This is a genomic window from Bradyrhizobium sp. CIAT3101 (assembly GCF_029714945.1).
Classification (GTDB): Bacteria; Pseudomonadota; Alphaproteobacteria; order Rhizobiales; family Xanthobacteraceae; genus Bradyrhizobium.
The window spans coordinates 8,464,289-8,483,382 of the sequence record NZ_CP121634.1 but is presented as its reverse complement, the minus strand read 5'-3'; the positions used below and the strand labels follow the sequence as shown (position 1 = coordinate 8,483,382).

The window sequence follows — 19,094 nt, the reverse complement described above, 5'->3', positions numbered from 1 at the left end:
AAGCACCTCCGTATTGGGCGGAAAAGTGCAGAGGAGGATCAAACCATTGGGCGGCAGATCCTGGGTTGCGGCCTCAGCTACTCGGCGGCAACAATTTACCAAATCGTCATCCAGGAGCGGAACGCAAGGGGTCGGTCGCTCCGATCTCCGGTAAGTGAGCGAACTAATTCAGGAATACATGCTGTCGTGCCGAGCAGGCGCCGGGCTGATTGCTGTTGGAGGCGCGCTGCACGAAGTGGGTAGCGAACCGTATAAAATGCACGACTTGAGGTCGCTAGAATGGAACAGCCATCTTGATAAGGGGACCTCTCCTGTCATTTTAAGCCGAGCACGCGGCTCCGTTGCTTTGACGGTGGATGCCGAAGAATTGTCGACTTTTACTCAGGTGCCGGGTCGCTAAACTATGGCCACAACAATCATCAGAGCAGGGAGGCTATCCTGGGCCCGTCGTTAGCACAACCGACTATTTGCAAAAGGTGCTGCTTGACCAGCACACCGGCATTGATCGTCCGGCTGCCATTCTGGTCGAAGCTGTGCAGCGACAAAGTGGCATGGTTGTCGCGCGGAAAGAGTGGTTGCTGTCGCTCCAGGAAATGGCGAAAGAGATTGGCGCCGTTCTGATACTCGACGATAGAGAAATGGGCTGTGGCAGGACAGGCCAATTGTTTAGTTTCGAGTTCGCAGGCTTATCTCCGGATATCGTTGTGATGTCGAATTCTCTGAGCGGCTGTGGTCTGCCATTGTCAATGCTGTTGATTAAAGATGAGATCCACCACACTTGGCCTGTGCAGCACGCGGGTACGGAAAGACTGACATTGCGTTTGCGGCTGCAACCGCCGCCATAGATATCTATTGGCGCGACTGCATCCTCTCGAGGTGCAGCGCTTGGGAGAGCTTGCGCGCTGCCGGCTCAACGCCATTGCATGCCACTACGGGAGCAGCTTATCTGTTCGAGGGAGGGGGCTGGCGTTGGGATTTGATTGCCAGACGTCCCAAATTGCAGAAACGACCACACGTAGCGCATTCGCGAGGGGGCTGTTTATTGAGAGATGCGCTTCGGTTGGTGAGGTCATACAAATCTTGCCGGCACTCACGATTGACCGCGAGACTCTCACTCAGGGCCTTGAAATATTTGAAGAGGCCTTGGCAGAGGCCCTGGATCGAAGAGGGACTTCGAGGGCTAAATCAGACAAAGATGATGTGACCTGACCTGGCACTGAACTGCGTGTCACCATTTTGTTCGCAAAGTAGCGTGATCAATGGACCTCCGGATTGCGCAGACCATGTCCTTTGCGGCGAGATGGGCGGCATCGGCAGTTGAATGGTGATACAGGAAAGGGTTTGCAAGCAAGCGAGGGTTGCGCACATCTGACCGAAGGGCAGAACTATTTTGAGTGAAGAGCAGTTTAGCCGAAAATACATCGGACGCTAGGCGCAGCTGGATCCAAACTGAACGGGAAGTTAAAGCATGGAAGTATCGTCAGCCAATGCAGACAGGCAGGACGACCAAAATGATTATGCTGCGTGAGGCGCGGCTCAGGTGAAGCTTGGTGAACGGGTCCCGTGTTCCTCGAGAAAACATGCAAGCTGAAGCGAAAGAAGTTCGCGATTGCATGCGCATTGGTCCGTCCAACAAGACTTGCGAGCTGTTTGATTTCGGTTAGTTCAATGTGAACGCCACCAGGCTCGTCCTCTCGCGCGTACCTGCGTACGAACGATCCCACAACCTGGCCTGTAAGCTTGCCCACGAGAAAAGGTAGTACGACGTTCATTGTCCAGAGCATATCATGTTTGATCGTTATAGCGTGCGAGGTAACCCATGACGGTCGACGAGCGAGCGGCAGCAATGTGCGCAACCATTCCGGTGCATGTCTTACGGTCAATTCCGATATACGACACCATCGCGGCCCAGAAAGACATCAACCTGTTCTTGGGATTCGATTTTTATGAATATGTCTCAATTACCCAGGCAACTCCGACGAAGGAGCGAACATTTCCAAACTTTCGGCCTGACCGATCGACTATTCGCCCAGGCGAGGGATATTGGGTGGTTGGCCTCGACAAGAACAACGACGTCGTGCTTACAAATGCTACTCGGCTCTATGACCTTTCGCACAGTAACTTTGCAGAGCATCTTCGGACGCTGAGAGCATTTTACAGTGAGCCGATCACACATGCGCATCATCACGATCGTTGCGCTTGCATAGCACCCGCCGCAGAGGAGATGACCGGAAAAATAGCCTACAATGGGGATCTTTGGGTACGCACGGATCTCAGAGGACAGGGTCTGCCGAGGATGATAGCCCGAATTACGCGCCGCATCGCTTATGCTATATGGGCTCCCGATTTCTTATGCGCGCTTGTGGCTCGCTGGCGAGTGGATAAAGGGCTTCCACACTATTATCATCATGAACCTGACGGATCGATCTTGCGGCTGGTTAGAGAGAATATTGCTGAGGACAACTGGCTTGTGTGGGTAACTGGTGAAGAGTTGAAGAGCGAAGTCCGTTGCGATCCTTTCGCCGCACCCTCAAACGTTTCGTGGTCCGATACAGCAGGCGGTTGAATCCGTATTGTCCGCAACCATGATTGAAATGCCGATCGATAAATTTGGTGAGGTGCACTTTGCGCACCAAAAATCAGGTTCAGATTCGACTTTAAAGAGATTGGTTCGGAGGAGCAGTCGCTTGCAGGAGAGCCTCGATCCGGAAAAGCGCAAGCGAGCAAATCGAAGTCATCCGGCTCCTTCAAATCGTAGATGTCGTCCCATTCCTGCGGCAAAAGCGGCCGCGGGCCACAACTGTTTACCTTGCCACCATCGCTTGCACGCTCCATGCCGGGACGAACCGGTCGCGTTCTGCTGAGACAATAACCGGCCGCGTTTGGTTACGGCCCCCGTTAAGCTTGCGAGTCTTAAGGGCTTTTACGCGCCGGCAACAGACGCAGCCACCAAAGTGATAAACAGGTGCTGCGGCAAAGTTCCGTGACTATCATGAACCTCAGCCTCGGGCGGCTGGATAAACGTATGGGCTTTCCCGAAGATGCGCTCGGCGGTACACAGACCTTCCGCATCATGGCTTTGGTCCACCTGAGACTATCGACCTCACGGTCAATCAGCAGGCCTGTGTTCGGCGCGATAGGAAAGCAGCTCGTCGCTTTAGGTCTGGGTAGCTCCGGCCCTGATCATATCACCTAGGACCGGAATTATCTCCGTTCGCAGAGTAGACGCTGTTCGCCGTAAGAGGTTCTTCGTCTTGGAAAGAGCAGTTCCATCTGCATGAACTCTCTCTCTCTCTCTCTCTCTCTCTCGGTTTGCTTCAAATTAAATTCTGAAATGAACTCAAGATCCGACAGCAGGACCGCATTGATCCATGCATCAGATCATGGAAGGGCGCGACAGCAGCCGCGTCGGGCGCTTCACTGATGATCAGCTGCCGCAGGGCATTTTCCTTGATGAAGACGTCGCCTCACGAGAAGGAAGTGGTCCCCGGAATTGAGCGCGTCGCGCGCCAACCAGAGCGAATAGGCATTCCCAGCACGGTCGTAAACAGGCAATTCGACCTACTTAATTGCAACACCGCCAGAGCGCCTGGCGCAGGCATTTGGATCGCCTCTTTGCCATACCGACATCATTGTCGCCTGTTCCACGCCGGCACACCCAAGGTTATGTAGCGCGTTGTGCAGGATGGGAGTACCATGGATCTGGACCAAGTGTTTCGGGTTGAGATCCGTTAGTGGCCGCAGACGAGCCCCCACTCCAGCGGCAAGAATGAGCGCACGCTTGGGAGCATTCAGGGCCTTTCATCTGCGTTTTTCATCCCGAATTTCACTGCTGAAGGCGTCGTGGACCTCCATTCGGGCTTGCCGCGAACGTGCGAGATTTCCTCGTCGATTGAATGAGAAATGCATGATTTGTAGTCGAGGCATACACTGGCATCAGCCGCTGTGTGTGCTTCCTTAAGCTGTAGGGACAGCTGTTTGCGATGCCCATAGCGTGTCCGGGAGTTTACATCGCAGCCCGGCGGGTGACACTGGTGCGGGACCGACGAGAGTGAGAGCGCATCGGGCAGGTTTGAAGAAGGGCAACGTCAGGCGCCAACCCTGCTGTCCTGTGCTATCGGGGATGTAGGTATTGCTGTTCGGCTAAGGCGAGTTCGTCATACTTCAGGAGCTCGAAAATCTCGCTGAGCGGTGCAATATGAGATTCAATGCTGGCAACGCTCTCCTCAGCTGCGATTCTATCGCAGACCCGTCGCATTGCAGCTGCCGCAGCTCGCATAGAGTGATTGGCCCAAACGACCGTGGAGATGCGCGCATCGCGATAGGTGGAGACTGGCGTTCGATAGTAAGTCGTCGGAACGATCACGACAGGAAGCCGGTTTCCCCACTCGGTGACGAACGAAAGAATTTCGTCCGCGGTGCTCTTTCGCGAGTGAATCAAGATGGCATCCGCTCCGGCGTCGGCATAGGCGTGAGCACGAACGATAGCATGGTTCAATCCGTGACCCGCGATCAGCGCTTCGATCCTAGCCACGAGAAGAAGGTGTTCCGCGACCTTATCCTTCACAGCCCGCAGACGCCCGGAGAATTCATCGATATCGGCTAGGGGATGCCGCTCACCGATGAGCGAGTTCATCTTCGGGAAGCGGCTGTCCTCAAGCGAGACGCCCGCGGCGCCAGCCTGGCAGAGCTTGCGTGCAAGGAGGCGGGCATTGTTGAAGTTGCCGAAGCCCCCATCCCCGTCAACGAGCACCGGTATCTCAGTCGTATCCACGATGCGTTCGACGCGCTCGACGAGCTGGCTCCATGAAGCTTCGTTGGCATCGCGAAAGCCCAGCGAGCTGGCAATCGACAAACCAGAAGCCCACAGCCCCTTGAATCCCGAACGCTCGGCGATTCTAGCCGAAAGGCCATCATGCGTCTCCATCAGAAACGAGAGCTCACCATTCGAACAGACCTCGGCGCGAAGCCTTTCGACAGGGGATGGCCCGGTGTATTGCAGACCTGCGGTGGGCCGAACGGCTTGTGGTTGATACCGCATTCACAAATCCTGAAAGCTGAGCTTCGGTTGACGCAAACGCCGCTGCTAATACCCTTTTGGATTGACGGCTATCAATGACCATCTTTGGTAGTTTATTTTGACGTAAAGGGCTTGCATGATTGCCAAAGATTGACATGAAACGCAAAGTCGCCGCTATGAGTTATGGGCGTAAATCAATGCTCTCTGGCGCGAGGAGCGCTTAGTGAAGGGATTATATTCCACGCAGAGTGTGGTATCGACCGCTGCGATTGTCGTGATGCGGTTGCAGCGTTTACGACATGTGGCGAGAGCTCTTCTACATGGCTGGCTTGAGATGGCAGCCTCGCGCCAGAGTGGAGCCGCTATCTCCGAAGAGCTTGCTCTGATTCGGCGGGAGTTTGCCTGGGCGAGTGAATGGTATGGCATTTGCTGATGCCGTTCCTGTTCTCTCAAGCCCAGGAAAAAGTCATGGCCGATGTCGAAGAGAAAGTGGCTGTACTGTCGGAACGGGAAGTACAGTGTTTGCGATGGGTCGAGAAGGGGAAGTCATCCTGGGCGATCGGGGTCATCCTGAACGTCAGCTATAACACCGTCAACTTTCATATCAAGAATGCGATGCGAAAGCTCGAAACGAGCACCCGTACCCAGTGTGTCGTCAAAGCGCGACGTCTGCGTCTGATTTAGACCGCCGTTCGCGGTAGGGCTAATAAGGCCGTGGATTGCTGTGTCGAAATACGAAGCAAGTTGCGTCCTGCCAACTGTATGCGATCAAAGAGGCGCCGATATGGCGTGCTTCCAGGTCGTAGCCTATCGTAATGGTGAGGCGCAACGCGGACGAGTGAGTTGACATATGCCACCGGCACGTCACGCTCTTGAAAGCTCGACGGTGAGCCCGGCCGGAATCGTCTGTCTCCCTGTTGCGAACCTATTGGCATATACCTGTCACAGGTTGAAGTCCGTTGGCTATCCAAAGGCGGCTTGGACAGCGTGGGCCGGACATTTCGAGGCGGCAGCGAAGGCCGGCAGGCGCATTTCCAAAACCCGCTGCTGTTAGACGTTCCTCGAAGTCTAGGGATCTACACGCCTCACCATATTCGGCTGATGCTCACGGCGCTTTGCCGGCCCGGCAAGCGATCCTCGCGGCCCACCAATACTCAGCTCGTCTTTGGTATGATCAGAGCGACGTGTGCTAAGCATGCAATTCTCTAAACCGTTAGACACAGCAACCGAAGGAGACAAAAGCGTCATCAGGGTCCTGAGGCCTCGCGCCAGCGACGTTTCTATCGTTCTCGTATTGAGCCTAGCTAGGCCATCCGACAAAAAGAGCGCGAGCCCTTCGCATCGAGTCCGCGGCGTTAGTTGTCGCTGCTCTTGATGATCGGAAGACTCTTCGCTAGATCACAAGCGTTCCGTATGGAGGTGCCGCCGTGGCGATGGGTTTTGTGAAGTAGTTCAATCCGACCAAGGGTTATAGGTTCATCAGGCCCGAGGATGGAGGCCCCGATGTCTTCGTGCACCTTAGTGCCGTTGAAAAAGCTGGTTTCACCACCCTCGAAGAGGTAGCCCGCGTAAGTTATGAGCTAAAGACGGGCGTACGGGCAAAATTGTCAGCTGAGGATCTCCGGGTTGGCTGATACGAGCAAGCTGATGATGCCCTAAACGAGAGCACGGCTTGTTGAGGATAATTGTGCAGTGATGGTGACGTCTCGCTCACGTGGCCACCTCTTTTCCGCGCAAGGAACATAACTTTGACGTGCTCCGCCGGAGCATTGCGATGGTCAAGGAGGTGTGGCCCTAGTAACACAGGAGTCATTAGCTTGTCGTGGGACAAAAGGGTCTCTCAGCGCGGGCCAGTACGCGGTCGTGGTCTCAGTGCAGCGATCTTTTCACCACGAGATCTGAGTTACAAGAACGCGCCAGTATAGCTCCGCACCGTGCTGTGTTGTTGGTCCGCGCGTTTTCTTTGGCTGGATTGCCTGCTCAAGAATCTCCGTCAATCTCAGTATTGGTAAGCACCTCCTGAGACGGGACATCGCGTAAGTTTCGCGAGCATTCGCTAATTGCTGATCAAGGAGCTCTTGCGACTTCTAGCCGGTCTCGCGATCATTCCACGCGTGCTGGACCTTCATCAAAAGCGCCCCCTTAGATGGGTATGTTTGTCCCGGGCTCACCATGCCTTTCGTAAACAAGGACGGCTCCGTTACCCCAGAAACTTTGCGAGAAGCTGACGAGCGTAGCCGCTGGCTCGGAAAAGGGCGAGGCGGCCCGTGCCGCTTCCGCTCCTGCCGTTCGCGGGCTGCGATTGTCATAGCGCAATTGTCTAGACCACTGCCGGCGGCTTTGCCAACCTGCTTGGGACCGAAACGTTTAAGCGCACGAGAACGGTGCCAACTGCCTTCTGAGCGTTCTCGTCATCGACCTGGCGCGCAAAGTCTCTGAGGCGAAGAAGCCGCGTCCTATCGCGATCGGCGGTGTTGCCTCGAGCAACGTTACTAATGATCTAATCCAAAGCCGCGCGTTGGTAGCAGCGGCCCGCCGGGATCATCATCTGAACCTCCCCGAATTGCACCCTCTAAGAGGCCTAATAAGCCCTCCAGCCACGCGTACCAACGGATTTCATCTCGATGATGTGATCGAGCCAAGCCGGGGAAAGTCTCGCTCTCCAATATCGCAGCAGCCCAGTCGTCGCTTATCGCTCCTGGCCATCGCAGTCCGCGGCGAGTAATAGCGCCCGACGAAGTTCAAGGCCGCTTTTCGGTAGTGCGACAAAGGGTCGCCTTCGGCCTCCCCAATCAACGGCTTGGGGAGGATGGCGAGATATGGCCGATGCTCGGCTGTTGATTGTTGCCCACTCTTTGTCGTGACGGCGGTGCACTGAGGACGGAATGCGCATGGCTTCGCGGTACTTCGCGACCGTGCGGCGATTAATATATCAATCCCCGAGGCGCGCAAGCGTTCCACGATGGTATCATTCGACAGGATCGCGGACGGTGCTCCGAATCGATCAGCTGCTTGATTTGGTGACGCACGACTTCCGCTGATGCGCCTCGCCACCGTCGGCCGACGCGATCGACGCCATGAAGAAATATTTCAACTCGAATGTGTCGCGAGTTGTCGCCATGTATTTGTTGGCGGTAACGCGCGACACTGTGGATTCATGCATCTGGATGCCTCGGCAACCGCCTTCAGATTCAGCGGCCTTAAGTGCGCGACATGGGTGAAGAAGCCGTCCTGCTGGCGCACGATCTCGGTTGCAACTTTCAGGATCGTGCGGGCGCGCTGGTCGAGGGCGCGCACCAGCCACGACGCGTTCTGCAGTGCATCAGTGAAATACGACTTGTCGCCGTCCCTGCCGATTTTCTTCGACAGCTCGGAATAGTAAGTCTGGTTAACTAGCACGTGCAGCAAGGTGTCGCTGTTGAGCTCGACATACCAGCCCCCGTCCGGACGCGGTCGGACATAGACGTCGGGCACCATGGTCTGGAGCCGCGCCGAACCGAACTTCATGCGGCGCTCCGGATTGAGCCGGGGATCTCGCCGATCATGTCGGCGATGTTCTCGTCGTCGACGCCGCAGAGCTTGCGAAGGCTGGCGATGTCGCGCATGGCGAGAAGATAAAGGTGCTCGACGAGGGCCTGCATCGTGGGATCGTAGCGGTCGAGCTCACGCAGCTGGATCGCCGGGCATTCGCCCAAATTGCGCGCGCAGACGCCAGATCGAATTTTTGCAGCACGGCAAGAACGTCCTCGACGTCCTGTTGCGTTACCCCAAGCCGCTCGGCCGCCCCGCCGAGATCGGGCGGCAGATAGGCGGCTTCATCGACGAGGTCAATCAAATACTGCCTGATCATCCGCTGCGTGGGTGAGGTAACGGCGACCGAGAGCTGCTCGGCGAGAGAGCCCAACAATGTTGTCTCGGCAGCGACAAAAGCGTCAAGATTGTAGCCTTCGTCACCCGATGTGCCGGCGCCCCATCGGTGTAGACGGGCGCCGCGTCCTCGGCGTTCGGCGCGGCCGCCTCGGCCGGCTGTTCGCCACTGACCTCACCGACCCCAGTCGGGGATCCGACGCCGGCTGCCTCGCCACTGGCGCGCTCGAGCACAGGATTGCGCTCGAGCTCCTCCTCCACGAACGCCGTGAGATCGAGATTGGACAATTGCAGCGGCTTGATCGCCCGCATTAACTGCGGCGACATGACCAACGATTGCAAATGCCGGTACTCTAATCTCTGCGCGAGCGACATAGAGCCGAACCAATACTGAACTTAGCCGAGGTTCCTTCATCTAGTCAGGAGCTGATCCAAGCGCTTTGACGTGGCGCAAAAGAGAGTCGAGGCGGGATTTCTGGTGCGAACGACTGGAAGGACGGCAGGTATGCAGGAGGAATTTATGGGTAATTCCGGATGCTCGCCTCGTTCCAGCATGATGCGGATCGTTGCTTCTCCGACCACTGCCGGCCGGCGCTTTACTTGGTCCGATTTCCACTTCATCTTCGCTCTTGGTGGCGATCAGGAGCCAGGAACTCTCGCTCAGTGCGATCGTGCCACCACAATCGAAGATGTTCGCGACATTCGGGTATTTAGGCTTGTCCGGCAGATAACCGAGTGCAAGCTGGCGCTGTGTCTCATTTCGCACATTTTGTGTTAGTCGCTTCAGTGCGGTCAATCGCATCGGATGCGCTGTAAAATCCGTCCGGCCTTTGTCTCGCATCGTGAGTTTCGGGCTCGACGTAATTGGTACGATAGTTGCTGGCGCTGATCTCACTTTCTCTTCAAGAGCGAAAAGAGCGCACACGGCTTTGTTTGCATCCAGCTGTTCCTATATTCCGCATAAATCCGGCAATGCAGCCCACCGTGGACAGCCGAGCGCCGGCCACTTGATGACATCGTGCTTGTTCGAGCCAGATGTTGAGTATCCTGATCCGGACCCGCCTGATGTTGGCCGTGCTCGGGCTCGCTTCCGAGTACCGGCTTGTGCGTATCTCACTGGATCTAGCAACCAACGGCGGTATGAGACGGAACGCGGCCCTCGATCGCTTGGCCGCGACGGCCGGGGTAGCCATGGCCCCGTTAAGCAGCGGAACGCTCGCTGTTCGAGGCACGCATGGTAGGTGATATTCGGGGGCATTGTATAGATAGGAAAGAGAAGCAGTCTCCCGGGGGGCTGTCCCATCTGAGCGTGATCGATATCGGCAGCTCGGACGCGAGCAGCTATTGCGCTCGATTGTTCGGAGGTTTCGGGGTTGACGTTCAGAAGATCGAGCCGCGGCTGGGAGATCGAATGCGCCCTACTGCGCCAGTCACTCTCAAGGATCAAAGTGCGTGGTTCGTATTTCGCAAGTTTAACAGATCGATCACTATCCTCGATCCTGCTGAGGCGGGCGCGATCACCCGACTAACAGCACTGATCGAGGATTGCGATTTCTTGATCGATGGTCGGGATGTTGATTTCGCGAATTGTCCTTTCATTGATGCCGGACGGCCGCCGTTGGATGGGGGGCGCGTGGTAGACTTTTCGATGGGGTGGGCAGGACCGTCGTGTACGCGTATCCCGGCGGATCTTGGTGCGGACGTCATCAAAATCGAGGCCATCCAAAATCCGGATTTGGGGCGCGGCGTTGACCGACGCCCAGCTGTCATCGAAGACAAGATGTACGAGGGGGCGCCATGCTTCTGCAACATGAACCTCGACAAAAGCGGCATTAGGCCCGACCTCACGCGGCCACGGGGTCTCGCTCTTGTTGAGCGCCTTTTGGCGAAAGCTGATATTGTTGTCGATGATTATCCAGTAGATTTCCTGCCCAAACTCGGACCACGTTGTGATGTGCTCCGAGCGCTCAACCCTCGATCTGCTAAGTTGTCGATGTCCGCGTTTGGCGCGGATAGTATTTATCGCGATTGTCGGACTTACGGCTCGACACTCGAACGGAGCTCGGGTTTGTCGGGCGTAGTCGGAAAGTCCGACATGTCGCCCGTGATGAGCCATGTTGCCTTCGGAGATGCTATCGGCAGCTTGAACGGCTGCGCCGCAGTTCTGATCGCGCTGGTTTGTGCCCGCTATGCCGGGCAGGGGCAGCTTATTGACCTTGCCCAGATCGAATGCATGCGGCCAATTGCGGCGCCATGGTTCACTATCCACTCGATCGACCCTATGTCGCCGAAAAGATACGGCAATCGAAATCCGCAGCTCGTGCCTCACGGCTGCTTTCGATGCGCGGGCGAGGATAACTGGCTTATAGTAGCCGCCACCGACAATGAGATGTGGCAGAGGCTTGCCATTTTTATTGGTCGACGAGACTGGGCTGTGGACGCGTCGCTTAATGCTGGGGAAGCCCGCCGTTGCGTTGAGGACAACATCGAAAACGCGATCGAAGCCTCGACGCGCACCCGCAATGCAGATCAGGTGATGTTCGAATTGCAGTCGGTAAGTGTTGCGTCCGGCGTAGCTCGGCACCCAATCGACCTGCTCCAGGAGCCCCCTAAGGTCGCGCGCATTTCTGCAGCAAGTCGAGCGCCCTGTCATAGGCGCGCATCTACAGCCATCGATGCCGAACGGCGAAGGGTCGGACTTTATACGATTCGCGCGGCGGCGCCGACGTTGGGGCAGCACAATAGCGAGATCCTAATGGGCTTCTCGAGCTCTCTGATAGCGATGCTGCAGAGTCGGCGGGAGAGGCATCGTCGGAACGACAATGCTCTGCGAGAGAAGTTAAGAAAGAGTGTGTCTTCAGGATAACCGGCCCAGTTGTGTCCGGGAGCGGCTGTCAAGTGTGATGATCGCACGATCTCTCGTCCTGAGCGCCAGTCGTGATGGGATGAGGAAAGGTTCAGATAGACGGCGCGAAAAGTATCGGTGGCATAGTCTCACCCAGCCTGCGCCGATCTCTCAGCGTGTTGCGGCGCTTCAAGCGGGCAGCCGTGGAGACCCTTGAAACAGATAGCTAAGCGAGCATGCCATTATGTCAGATCGATCAGGTCCAAACCGCGTTATCATCGTGCTATTTGGCGGGCTTCGGCCCGATCTTATTAGTCGATCGCTGACGCCGAACTTGGATAGACTTAAGCGCCGCGGTGCTACGTTAGCGCGGCAGCGCACCAGCTATCCCAGTGAGACCCGGATTTCGCTGACCAGCCTCATCACTGGCGCGACGCCGGATCGTCATGGCATTGTCGGCAACAGGTTTCTCGACCGCGTGGCCGCAGCGCCGCGCTTGATCGATACGAGCGACGACCGCCTAGTCGAGGACCTCGATGCCGCGAGCGGCGGCCATCTGGTCGGCGCGCCGTCGCTGGGCGAGATCCTCGCGGCGAATGGCAAGACGTTTGCGGTTCTCGCCTCCAATTCGGCCGGAGCAACTCGCATGCTGAACCACAAGGCTCGATCCCTGAGCCAAGTGACGCTCTCGGGTCATTTCGCTCGCGTCGCCACGTCGGCCGCAATGCTCGAAAGGGTAGAGGCGCGGCTTGGCCCGACGCCCGCGCCGACGCCTCACGGTACGCCGGATCTTGCCGCTCAAGCCTTTCTAACTTCGGCGTTGCTTGATGAGGTCTGGCCTCAAATTCAGCCTGATGTCGCAATTCTCTCCTTCGGCGAGCCTGACACCTCGTCGCATCATTGTGGAATCGGCGCGACGCCGACGCTGGAGGCGATCCGCTTTCTCGACCGCCAGTTCGGCCGGGTGCTTGATTGGTGGGAATCCGAAGGGGCACCCAAGGGCGTGCATCTTCTCGTAGCATCCGGGCATGGCCATGTCACGGTGCACGCGCAGGCTGATCTCTTGGAGACGTTAAAGGCGACTGGGATGCGGTGTGACCAAGTGCCCGGACCGGGGGTCGACGCGGTCGTCATATCGGGGCAGGTTGGCGCCATTTACCTGACCGAGCCATCCGACCGCGCCATCCGCCGCTCGGTTGCGGCAATGATGGAACGGCCCTGGTGCGGACCCGTTTTTACGGCCGCTAGGAGCGGGGAGGATGGGATCGCCCCAGGTAGCCTTGCCCGTCATCTGGTCTTCGCCGATCATCCCCGATCGGCTGACATATTGTTTTCGTTTCAGGGAGACGATGGTCTCGATTCCTTCGGTCTTCCCGGCCGCTGCTGGAGCCCAAATTCGCCGGTTGGGCTCGGTGTGCACGGCGGGCTGCACGCCAAGGAAATGTCGTCGCTCGGCATCCTAGCGGGCCCATTGATCAGAGGCGGCGTGGAATCGCATGTGCCTTCAGGTATCTGCGACTTTGTGCCGACCGTGCTCAGCCTACTTGGCATTTCGCGACCGTCCACGATGACCGGCCGCGTCCTCGCGGAGGTCCTTATCTTCGGTGCAAAGGATCCTCCATCCATCGAGACGGTTCATAAGGCGAGAGCCGGTGGATACCGGCAGGACCTGCGTCGCGTGCAGGTTGGCGCGACAATTTACGTCGATTCGGCGGATGCTTCTTCATCCAATCAATCACCGCAGTTGATCGTACGCGAAGGTCGATCCCCACCGTGAAAAAACGCCGCTGATGGCCTTCCCATAATCAGCCCTGATCTACGTCGAGGGGCGTCGTGGCTCGTACAAGCAGCGCTGTCGCAAATCCGACTAGTGTCGCAGTGCTTCTGTTAAGACCCATCAATCTCTTCCAAGTGCTTGTCTTGACGACTTAGCCCTCCGAGGGCGCGACTGGTACGATACTTGCTGTGCTCATTTCGTCCCTTGCAAAGTTCTCGCAAAGTTCTCGGAGAAGCGGATGCTCAGCGTCTTTTACATCAATCGGGCTCCGGGGCTTGCCCGTACCTCCGCGGAACATCTCGCCAATCTCAGCGAGCAGCACGGCGGTGACCAGCATGAACGGCTTCGATCGGCTCGTGCTGAGAGAAGCGGTGGACTTAAGGGAATAGTTCGACGGCAACATCAGCGTTCTCACAATAAGGGCAACAAACGTGGCGCATTCTTTACCCAAACCCCGGTCCCTTGGATCCGGGGCCGCCGTGCGCTTCAAAGATCGCGTCTGCGCCGCCCCCGGCTCGCTGCCGAACAGCTATGCGCCGCTGTTCGTGATACGGAAGAACTGATTGGCGATAGAGTGAGGACTAAGTTATCCTCGCTTGCAACCGGGTCATTGATGGTGGGAGCAAGCTGCTGGAGCCGGGTATCAAGAAAATCTGCGTACCGCGGCTCAGGTGCCTGCCTAAGCCTTGGAGTCTCGATCTCGCCCAACGCGCGATCGAACAAGTGGCTGGTGCCTGCAGGGCGTAGCGGGAGCGACAACAAGGCCAATCGACCTGCGACGAAATATAGGCGCAGGCATTTCCCTCGCGATCCGCCACGATTTGATCGCCGACGGAAGCAATCTGGACACGGTAATGCAAACAGGCCGGAATACGCCGGCGCTCCGATTTTTCCGATATCAGCAACGCGTGCATCTCTACCTGCGCCGACGGCCCTTTCAAACCCTGGCTATCGCCGCATTCGTGCGACTGCGTTGCGATCTGGAGCATGTCAGAACCGCAACGAACCTCGTCTGAAACAGACCAAATCGAACGGCGCACAACGGCCTTTCGGCGCGATCGCGTGAGGCGCCATATGAATCTCTTTAGCTTCGTCGAATGCGCTGAGCGAACGCAATCTCAAAAAGCGCTGTTTGATCTGCTTGTGAGCTGTACGAGCGAAGAGGGGTTTACTGAGGTCGCTTACGGAGCACTCACCTTCCCGGAGCCGCTTCGTCTACCGGGGTGCCCACCGCCTCTGGTAGCTATGAAGGTTCCGCCTGAGTGGTGGCGGCGCTATCTGGAACGCAAGTACTACACTCTCGATCCGGTGGTCCGGCGGACGCCGATGTTTGCGGGTCCGTTTCTATGGGACGAGCTCGCCAAAGAGCATCGACTGCAGGCATGTGAACAACGTGTACTACGGGAAGCGAGAGAGGCAGGCCTGAAGAATGGTGTCAGCGTGCCATTGTTTGGGCCATCAGGGCGAATATCTGTGATCTCGTTTGCATCCCGCTTTGATGACGCCGATCCTCAGAGGAATGTGAAGCATCTCAACGCGCTGGCCTGGCAATTCCATACCGCCTTTGCGGAGATCGCGAGGCCCTCGGACAGCGGTTCGAACAGAGTGAGCCTATCCGAGCGCGAGAAGGATTGCCTCCGATGGGTGGCGGAGGGCAAATCGTCCTGGGAAATCGGGAAGATACTGAACGTGAGTGAGAATACGGTCAATTTTCATATGAAGAACGCAATACGCAAGCTCGGCACGGCGAACCGGACTCATGGTCTTGTAAAGGCGATTCGTCTCGGGCTCATTGAATTTGCCGAGCCTGCGTTGGCAACGCCTATGGTGGCCTAACGGGGTCACCTCCGCTCGCAGAACGCCGCCACACGAATGTCGCAAGCTGATCTGCGGAAGAAGCGAGCCGCGCGCTGGCGAAGTGACGGCCGCGAGCTCAACGCAATTTTCGCGGCAACTAGAATCGCTAACGTGCGCTTCACAGTAAATCAGGCGCGGGCAAGATAGTCCACGTCACACATCATCCAACCTTGCAGATCGCCCTGGAGCGTGCCTCGCGGGCATAATGGAAAGTCCTCTGCTGCGATTGCCGAACCCCAGGCCATCGGGGGATTAAATGCGATCAAGCAGGCAAAAAGCCCAACGGTCGCGGCGTTTGACTTGTTTTATGGCGCTGGATCAACGAAGGCGAAGCTTTTGCGTAGATCGGCAGTGACACACCTCGAACGTAGTTGTGGAACGGTCACACTGCGGCGCCTCTCGCGTTCGGTGTCGCTCAGCACATAAGCCGAGACGACCTGAACGGACATGAAATGCGTTAGAGCTGGCACTTCTAAAACATGGAGGCACCTAAGCGACCTTGCGCTCTTGAATTAATCAAGAAGGAGCCCCGACCATAGGGCCGGGGCTCTGGATCGCTGTTTGGAGGTAGGGAGATCGTTACTTGAGAGCTACGGGCCAGATAAATTTGTAATTGACTCGCGCGGTCACGACGTCGAAATCCTGGCGGATGCGATCGTTCCCAAACGAGCCGCCACCGGCGGCGGTGAAGTTCACGTCGCTAGTCGGCATGAACACGTGGTCGTACTCGAGTCCAGCTGTCCAGTTGGGCGTCAAGTTGACCTCGAATCCGGCGCCAACGACGCCGCCCCAACGTGTGGTGTCCGCGCTCCCAAGCTGCGTGCCTGAAGCAACGGAGTTAACCTGATAGCTGCTGCCAACGATCGCGGTGCCCCCTTTCGCATACAGCAGAACGTTGCTGACGGCATATCCGATCTGGCCAGTGATCAGGCCGAACGCATCGACCTTTGTCTGGTTCCTGTTGCTTGGAAAAGCAGTGCTGACATTGGAGCCGTTGAAATCGGCCCAGTTGCCCTGGCCTTCGACGCCAAGCACTGTCTGGCCGATCTGCCAGCGATAGCCGATCTGCCCACCCACCGTGCCGCCGCTTGCGTCGTGGGAGCCCTCAGGGGTCGTGCCTGCGAAATCCCACGAGTTATGGCTCGAACCCCAGCCGCCGTTGACACCAGCATAGAAGCCGCTCCAGTCGTAGAGTGCGAACGCAACCGGTGGGGCTGGCGCCTTGGTGTAAACGGGCTGTGGAGCGAGATCCGCAGCGATTGCAGGCGCCGCAGCGGTGAGTGCGACGATGCTCGCAGTCATAAGCAACAAGTTCTTCATTTCGAGCTTCATTTCCTTTAGTGGCCCCCGGCCTCGCGCGTGATAGCAGCGCCAACGCGAATTGCTGTAACTGTGGCGCAACATTCGCTCTCAAAGAAAGGACTTGATCCTGACGCTGCGTGAGGTTGTACGCTTGATTGTCGAAGAGCAATGAACGCATCGATCTGTACCAGACGCGCGCGCTAATTCGGACAATGGAGTAGGTGGCTGTGTGTCGAAGCTCGTTGGTGAACGCTGGCCGCCCCCAATGCGGTCGCTTATGAATAAAGGATAGAGTGCGGCACGAGTGCATTTGGACCGGCAACGGCAACAAAATGTGCCCTCCTCGAAGCTGTCGCTCATCTGCGAGAGAAAAGGTCGGGGCAGCGGCCGCGCAGTATTGCCAATCGGTCCATGGAGAGCTGCGCGCTGTATCATCATGGCTTTAAGGTACCGAGGCGGCCGCGCGCTGAAACAATTTGCTGTACCGACTCGGACTCATGTGATGCGCTTCTGTATGCGCAGCAGCGAACGTCAGAGTGCTTAAGAAGCGGTCTGTCTTTGGTTGCTTCGGACATCCTGGTGGCTGAGACGGAGCTGGGCCGCTCGCGAGCTTTCTAGGGCGACTGCGAGTCTGGCGATGCGCCATTTCGGTCGGGTCCCCATTATCTATCTGATTCCTATGAGCGTACTTTTCGCCACGGGATGAGCATGCAGGCTTGTCGCTTGTACTGGTGGTACTGCTCCCCGTACAGTTTGAGAAGATCTCGCTCTTCGAAGAAAATCCCGACAAAGATGTAGATAGTGGTTACGGCCGCAAACAGTAAATGCCCGATTGTCATGACCGGCGCGGCCCAGAAGGCGATGATAAAGCCGAGATAAAGGGGATGTCGCACGTATTTGTAGTATAGCGGCGTCCGAAACTGAGGTGCCGGTATGCCGCGACCCCTGAGTTTGGCGTAGACCTGACACAGTCCGAACAATTCGAAATGATCGATAAGAAACGTGCTGGTAAACACGAGCGCCCAGCCAATGAATGATAGCGTCGCAACCATTACGAATATGTCGGGGTCCTGGACCTGCCAAACAATCGCCGGGAGCGGTCTCCACTGCCAGAACAACAACATGAGGCATAGGCTCGCTATGAGGACGTAAGTACTTCGTTCAATGCTGTTCGGAACATATCGCGTCGACCAGTTCTTGAACCACTTGCGGGCCATGCCGGTGTGCTGCGTAGCGAACAGAGCCATCAATAAGAGATTTATGGAAAGCGAATGGATGACCGGCGCGCTGCGCCCGCTATCAATCGTCTTCGGCACAGCTATGCCGCTTACGAAGCCGACCGCGTAGACAATCGTGAAAAGGAACATCGCGTAAGCCATCAAACCGTAGAGGAAAAGGATAAATCGAGCCGATCGTATTTGGCAACCTGCTCGTCTCTTAGAGTTTATCTTGAGCATTGATCGGCTCCGGTTTTAGGCAACGGCTCGCTCAAGGCCGTGCCGCACTGATGAAACACGAGGATCATCTGATCAAAGGCGCGTGGTCCTCCAAATCCGTTGGAGATGCTGCCGATATGCGGCGCTGAGCGAATGTTCGATGATCTTCATCACCAGCAGCGAGGCACTGAATGTACCGGACCGCGGGGCAATGCGGGCCAGGGCAAGGCCATGTCTGACTAGCCTCAGAGCGGTATGGTGATGCGCAGCTTTCATCGTGAACTCCTTTGCTCCTTCTGCAGTTCGCTGCGAGCAACATCAGTTTCAGGGCCTTCGTCATCAGCCGAGGCAAATGGCATGCCGATCGCGGAGGAGGGCGTGCCTCTAACCTAGCGCGAGAGCGGGCGTGCCATCAGCGGCTCCAAAGTAGGAATACTGAAGCTTGTGGGATTTCTGACACCACCGTAGTCACCGTGCAGTGCTGGCAAGATAGGCAACTATGTGACGCCAGCTATCCTCGCGCCGCGCTTGTGCGAGTCATGAGGATAGTGCGATCGAGGGCGCGAGTCGGTGCCGTAATACTTCGGACACGCTTCAGAATACAACGCGACGGTGGCTCAAGTAGGCATGTCCGGACTTCCAATGCCTCACCTGGTCAGCGCAATTGACACCGCCAGCCGCTCGGTAGTTCCGCCAGCTTTTCGAAACGCTCATCACGGTCGATGACGCCCGCGGTAAGGCGGTGCGGCCGTGCCTTACTGAGCATTGGGAGCGGATCGATGGTCAGCGGCTCGGCATTCCGTTTTCACGACGAAAGCCCGGTGATGCTAGAAGACGTCGCTTTGAGGCTCTGTCATTATCTTTTGAGGTCTCGCCGTGACGGAGGAGGCGCGGCAGTCGCTCGATCGACTTGAGAAGAGGTCCGCTTGCCCTTTACGGTGATCGCACACGCTCATGGCGGCGAGACACTCCTCGAGCAGCGTCTTGGGC

The 19,094-nt window shown here is 57.0% G+C and carries 13 protein-coding genes and 1 pseudogene; 9 read left to right on the top strand and 5 right to left on the bottom strand.

The features are described from left to right. The first annotated feature begins 476 nt into the window (after positions 1-476). From QA645_RS39515 to QA645_RS39500, 4 genes are all read left to right on the top strand, one after another. The gene (locus QA645_RS39515) at positions 477-845 is read left to right on the top strand and encodes an aminotransferase class III-fold pyridoxal phosphate-dependent enzyme (RefSeq protein ID WP_283053548.1); all 369 of its coding nucleotides are present in this window, start codon (positions 477-479) and stop codon (positions 843-845) included. A 31-nt stretch (positions 846-876) separates the two neighbouring features. Then, positions 877-1,209, top strand: coding sequence for an aminotransferase class III-fold pyridoxal phosphate-dependent enzyme (locus tag QA645_RS39510; protein ID WP_283053546.1), 333 nt, complete (start codon positions 877-879; stop codon positions 1,207-1,209). 610 nt (positions 1,210-1,819) lie between these two features. Next, the gene (locus QA645_RS39505; protein WP_283046412.1) at positions 1,820-2,566 is read left to right on the top strand and encodes a hypothetical protein; all 747 of its coding nucleotides are present in this window, start codon (positions 1,820-1,822) and stop codon (positions 2,564-2,566) included. A 426-nt stretch (positions 2,567-2,992) separates the two neighbouring features. Then, positions 2,993-3,196 carry a hypothetical protein gene (locus tag QA645_RS39500; RefSeq protein ID WP_283046411.1) on the top strand — a complete coding sequence of 68 codons (204 nt, stop codon included), beginning with the start codon at positions 2,993-2,995 and terminating at the stop codon, positions 3,194-3,196. A 918-nt stretch (positions 3,197-4,114) separates the two neighbouring features. Here the strand turns inward: QA645_RS39500 and aepX are convergent. Next, complete coding sequence (gene aepX / locus QA645_RS39495) at positions 4,115-4,927, bottom strand: phosphoenolpyruvate mutase (RefSeq protein WP_283053543.1); 813 nt, start codon at positions 4,925-4,927, stop codon at positions 4,115-4,117. Positions 4,928-5,452: 525 nt separating this feature from the next. Between aepX and QA645_RS39490 the strand changes: the two genes are divergently transcribed. Next, positions 5,453-5,704 (top strand): helix-turn-helix transcriptional regulator, encoded by a 252-nt coding sequence (locus QA645_RS39490; RefSeq protein WP_283046410.1) that lies wholly within the window; start codon positions 5,453-5,455, stop codon positions 5,702-5,704. Between the two features lie 794 nt (positions 5,705-6,498). Next, complete coding sequence (locus QA645_RS39485) at positions 6,499-6,654, top strand: cold shock domain-containing protein (RefSeq protein WP_283053541.1); 156 nt, start codon at positions 6,499-6,501, stop codon at positions 6,652-6,654. A gap of 1,190 nt (positions 6,655-7,844) precedes the next feature. On the opposite strand, the pseudogene rpoN reads toward QA645_RS39485, so the two are convergent. Beyond that, a pseudogene (gene rpoN / locus QA645_RS39480) lies at positions 7,845-9,262 on the bottom strand (RNA polymerase factor sigma-54); the annotation flags it as partial. A 40-nt stretch (positions 9,263-9,302) separates the two neighbouring features. After that, positions 9,303-9,728 (bottom strand): hypothetical protein, encoded by a 426-nt coding sequence (locus QA645_RS39475; protein ID WP_283046409.1) that lies wholly within the window; start codon positions 9,726-9,728, stop codon positions 9,303-9,305. 393 nt (positions 9,729-10,121) lie between these two features. Here QA645_RS39475 and QA645_RS39470 point away from each other — a divergent pair, with 393 nt between their 5' ends. From QA645_RS39470 to QA645_RS39460, 3 genes are all read left to right on the top strand, one after another. Continuing rightward, entirely contained in the window at positions 10,122-11,753 is a 1,632-nt protein-coding gene (locus QA645_RS39470) for a CoA transferase (protein WP_283046408.1), read from the top strand. A gap of 223 nt (positions 11,754-11,976) precedes the next feature. Continuing rightward, on the top strand, positions 11,977-13,509 hold the full coding sequence (locus QA645_RS39465) for an alkaline phosphatase family protein (RefSeq protein WP_283046407.1): 1,533 nt from the start codon (positions 11,977-11,979) through the stop codon (positions 13,507-13,509). Positions 13,510-14,583: 1,074 nt separating this feature from the next. Beyond that, the gene (locus QA645_RS39460; RefSeq protein ID WP_283046406.1) at positions 14,584-15,345 is read left to right on the top strand and encodes a LuxR family transcriptional regulator; all 762 of its coding nucleotides are present in this window, start codon (positions 14,584-14,586) and stop codon (positions 15,343-15,345) included. Between the two features lie 600 nt (positions 15,346-15,945). On the opposite strand, the gene QA645_RS39455 is transcribed toward QA645_RS39460, so the two are convergent. Further along, entirely contained in the window at positions 15,946-16,686 is a 741-nt protein-coding gene (locus tag QA645_RS39455; RefSeq protein WP_283053539.1) for an outer membrane beta-barrel protein, read from the bottom strand. 659 nt (positions 16,687-17,345) lie between these two features. Continuing rightward, positions 17,346-18,125: a methanethiol S-methyltransferase gene (gene mddA, locus QA645_RS39450; protein ID WP_283046405.1), complete on the bottom strand. Its 780-nt coding sequence runs from the start codon at positions 18,123-18,125 to the stop codon at positions 17,346-17,348. Positions 18,126-19,094 lie beyond the last annotated feature (969 nt).

Bases quoted from the DNA above. Each gene is read 5' to 3' on its own strand.
- QA645_RS39505 (WP_283046412.1), top strand. From the start codon at position 1,820: ATGACGGTCGACGAGCGAGCGGCAGCAATGTGCGCAACCATTCCGGTG.
- QA645_RS39500 (WP_283046411.1), top strand. From the start codon at position 2,993: ATGAACCTCAGCCTCGGGCGGCTGGATAAACGTATGGGCTTTCCCGAA.
- aepX (WP_283053543.1), bottom strand. From the start codon at position 4,927: ATGGAGACGCATGATGGCCTTTCGGCTAGAATCGCCGAGCGTTCGGGA.
- QA645_RS39490 (WP_283046410.1), top strand. From the start codon at position 5,453: ATGCCGTTCCTGTTCTCTCAAGCCCAGGAAAAAGTCATGGCCGATGTC.
- QA645_RS39475 (WP_283046409.1), bottom strand. From the start codon at position 9,728: ATGCGAGACAAAGGCCGGACGGATTTTACAGCGCATCCGATGCGATTG.
- QA645_RS39470 (WP_283046408.1), top strand. From the start codon at position 10,122: ATGGTAGGTGATATTCGGGGGCATTGTATAGATAGGAAAGAGAAGCAG.
- QA645_RS39465 (WP_283046407.1), top strand. From the start codon at position 11,977: ATGTCAGATCGATCAGGTCCAAACCGCGTTATCATCGTGCTATTTGGC.
- QA645_RS39460 (WP_283046406.1), top strand. From the start codon at position 14,584: ATGAATCTCTTTAGCTTCGTCGAATGCGCTGAGCGAACGCAATCTCAA.
- QA645_RS39455 (WP_283053539.1), bottom strand. From the start codon at position 16,686: ATGAAGAACTTGTTGCTTATGACTGCGAGCATCGTCGCACTCACCGCT.
- mddA (WP_283046405.1), bottom strand. From the start codon at position 18,125: ATGCTCAAGATAAACTCTAAGAGACGAGCAGGTTGCCAAATACGATCG.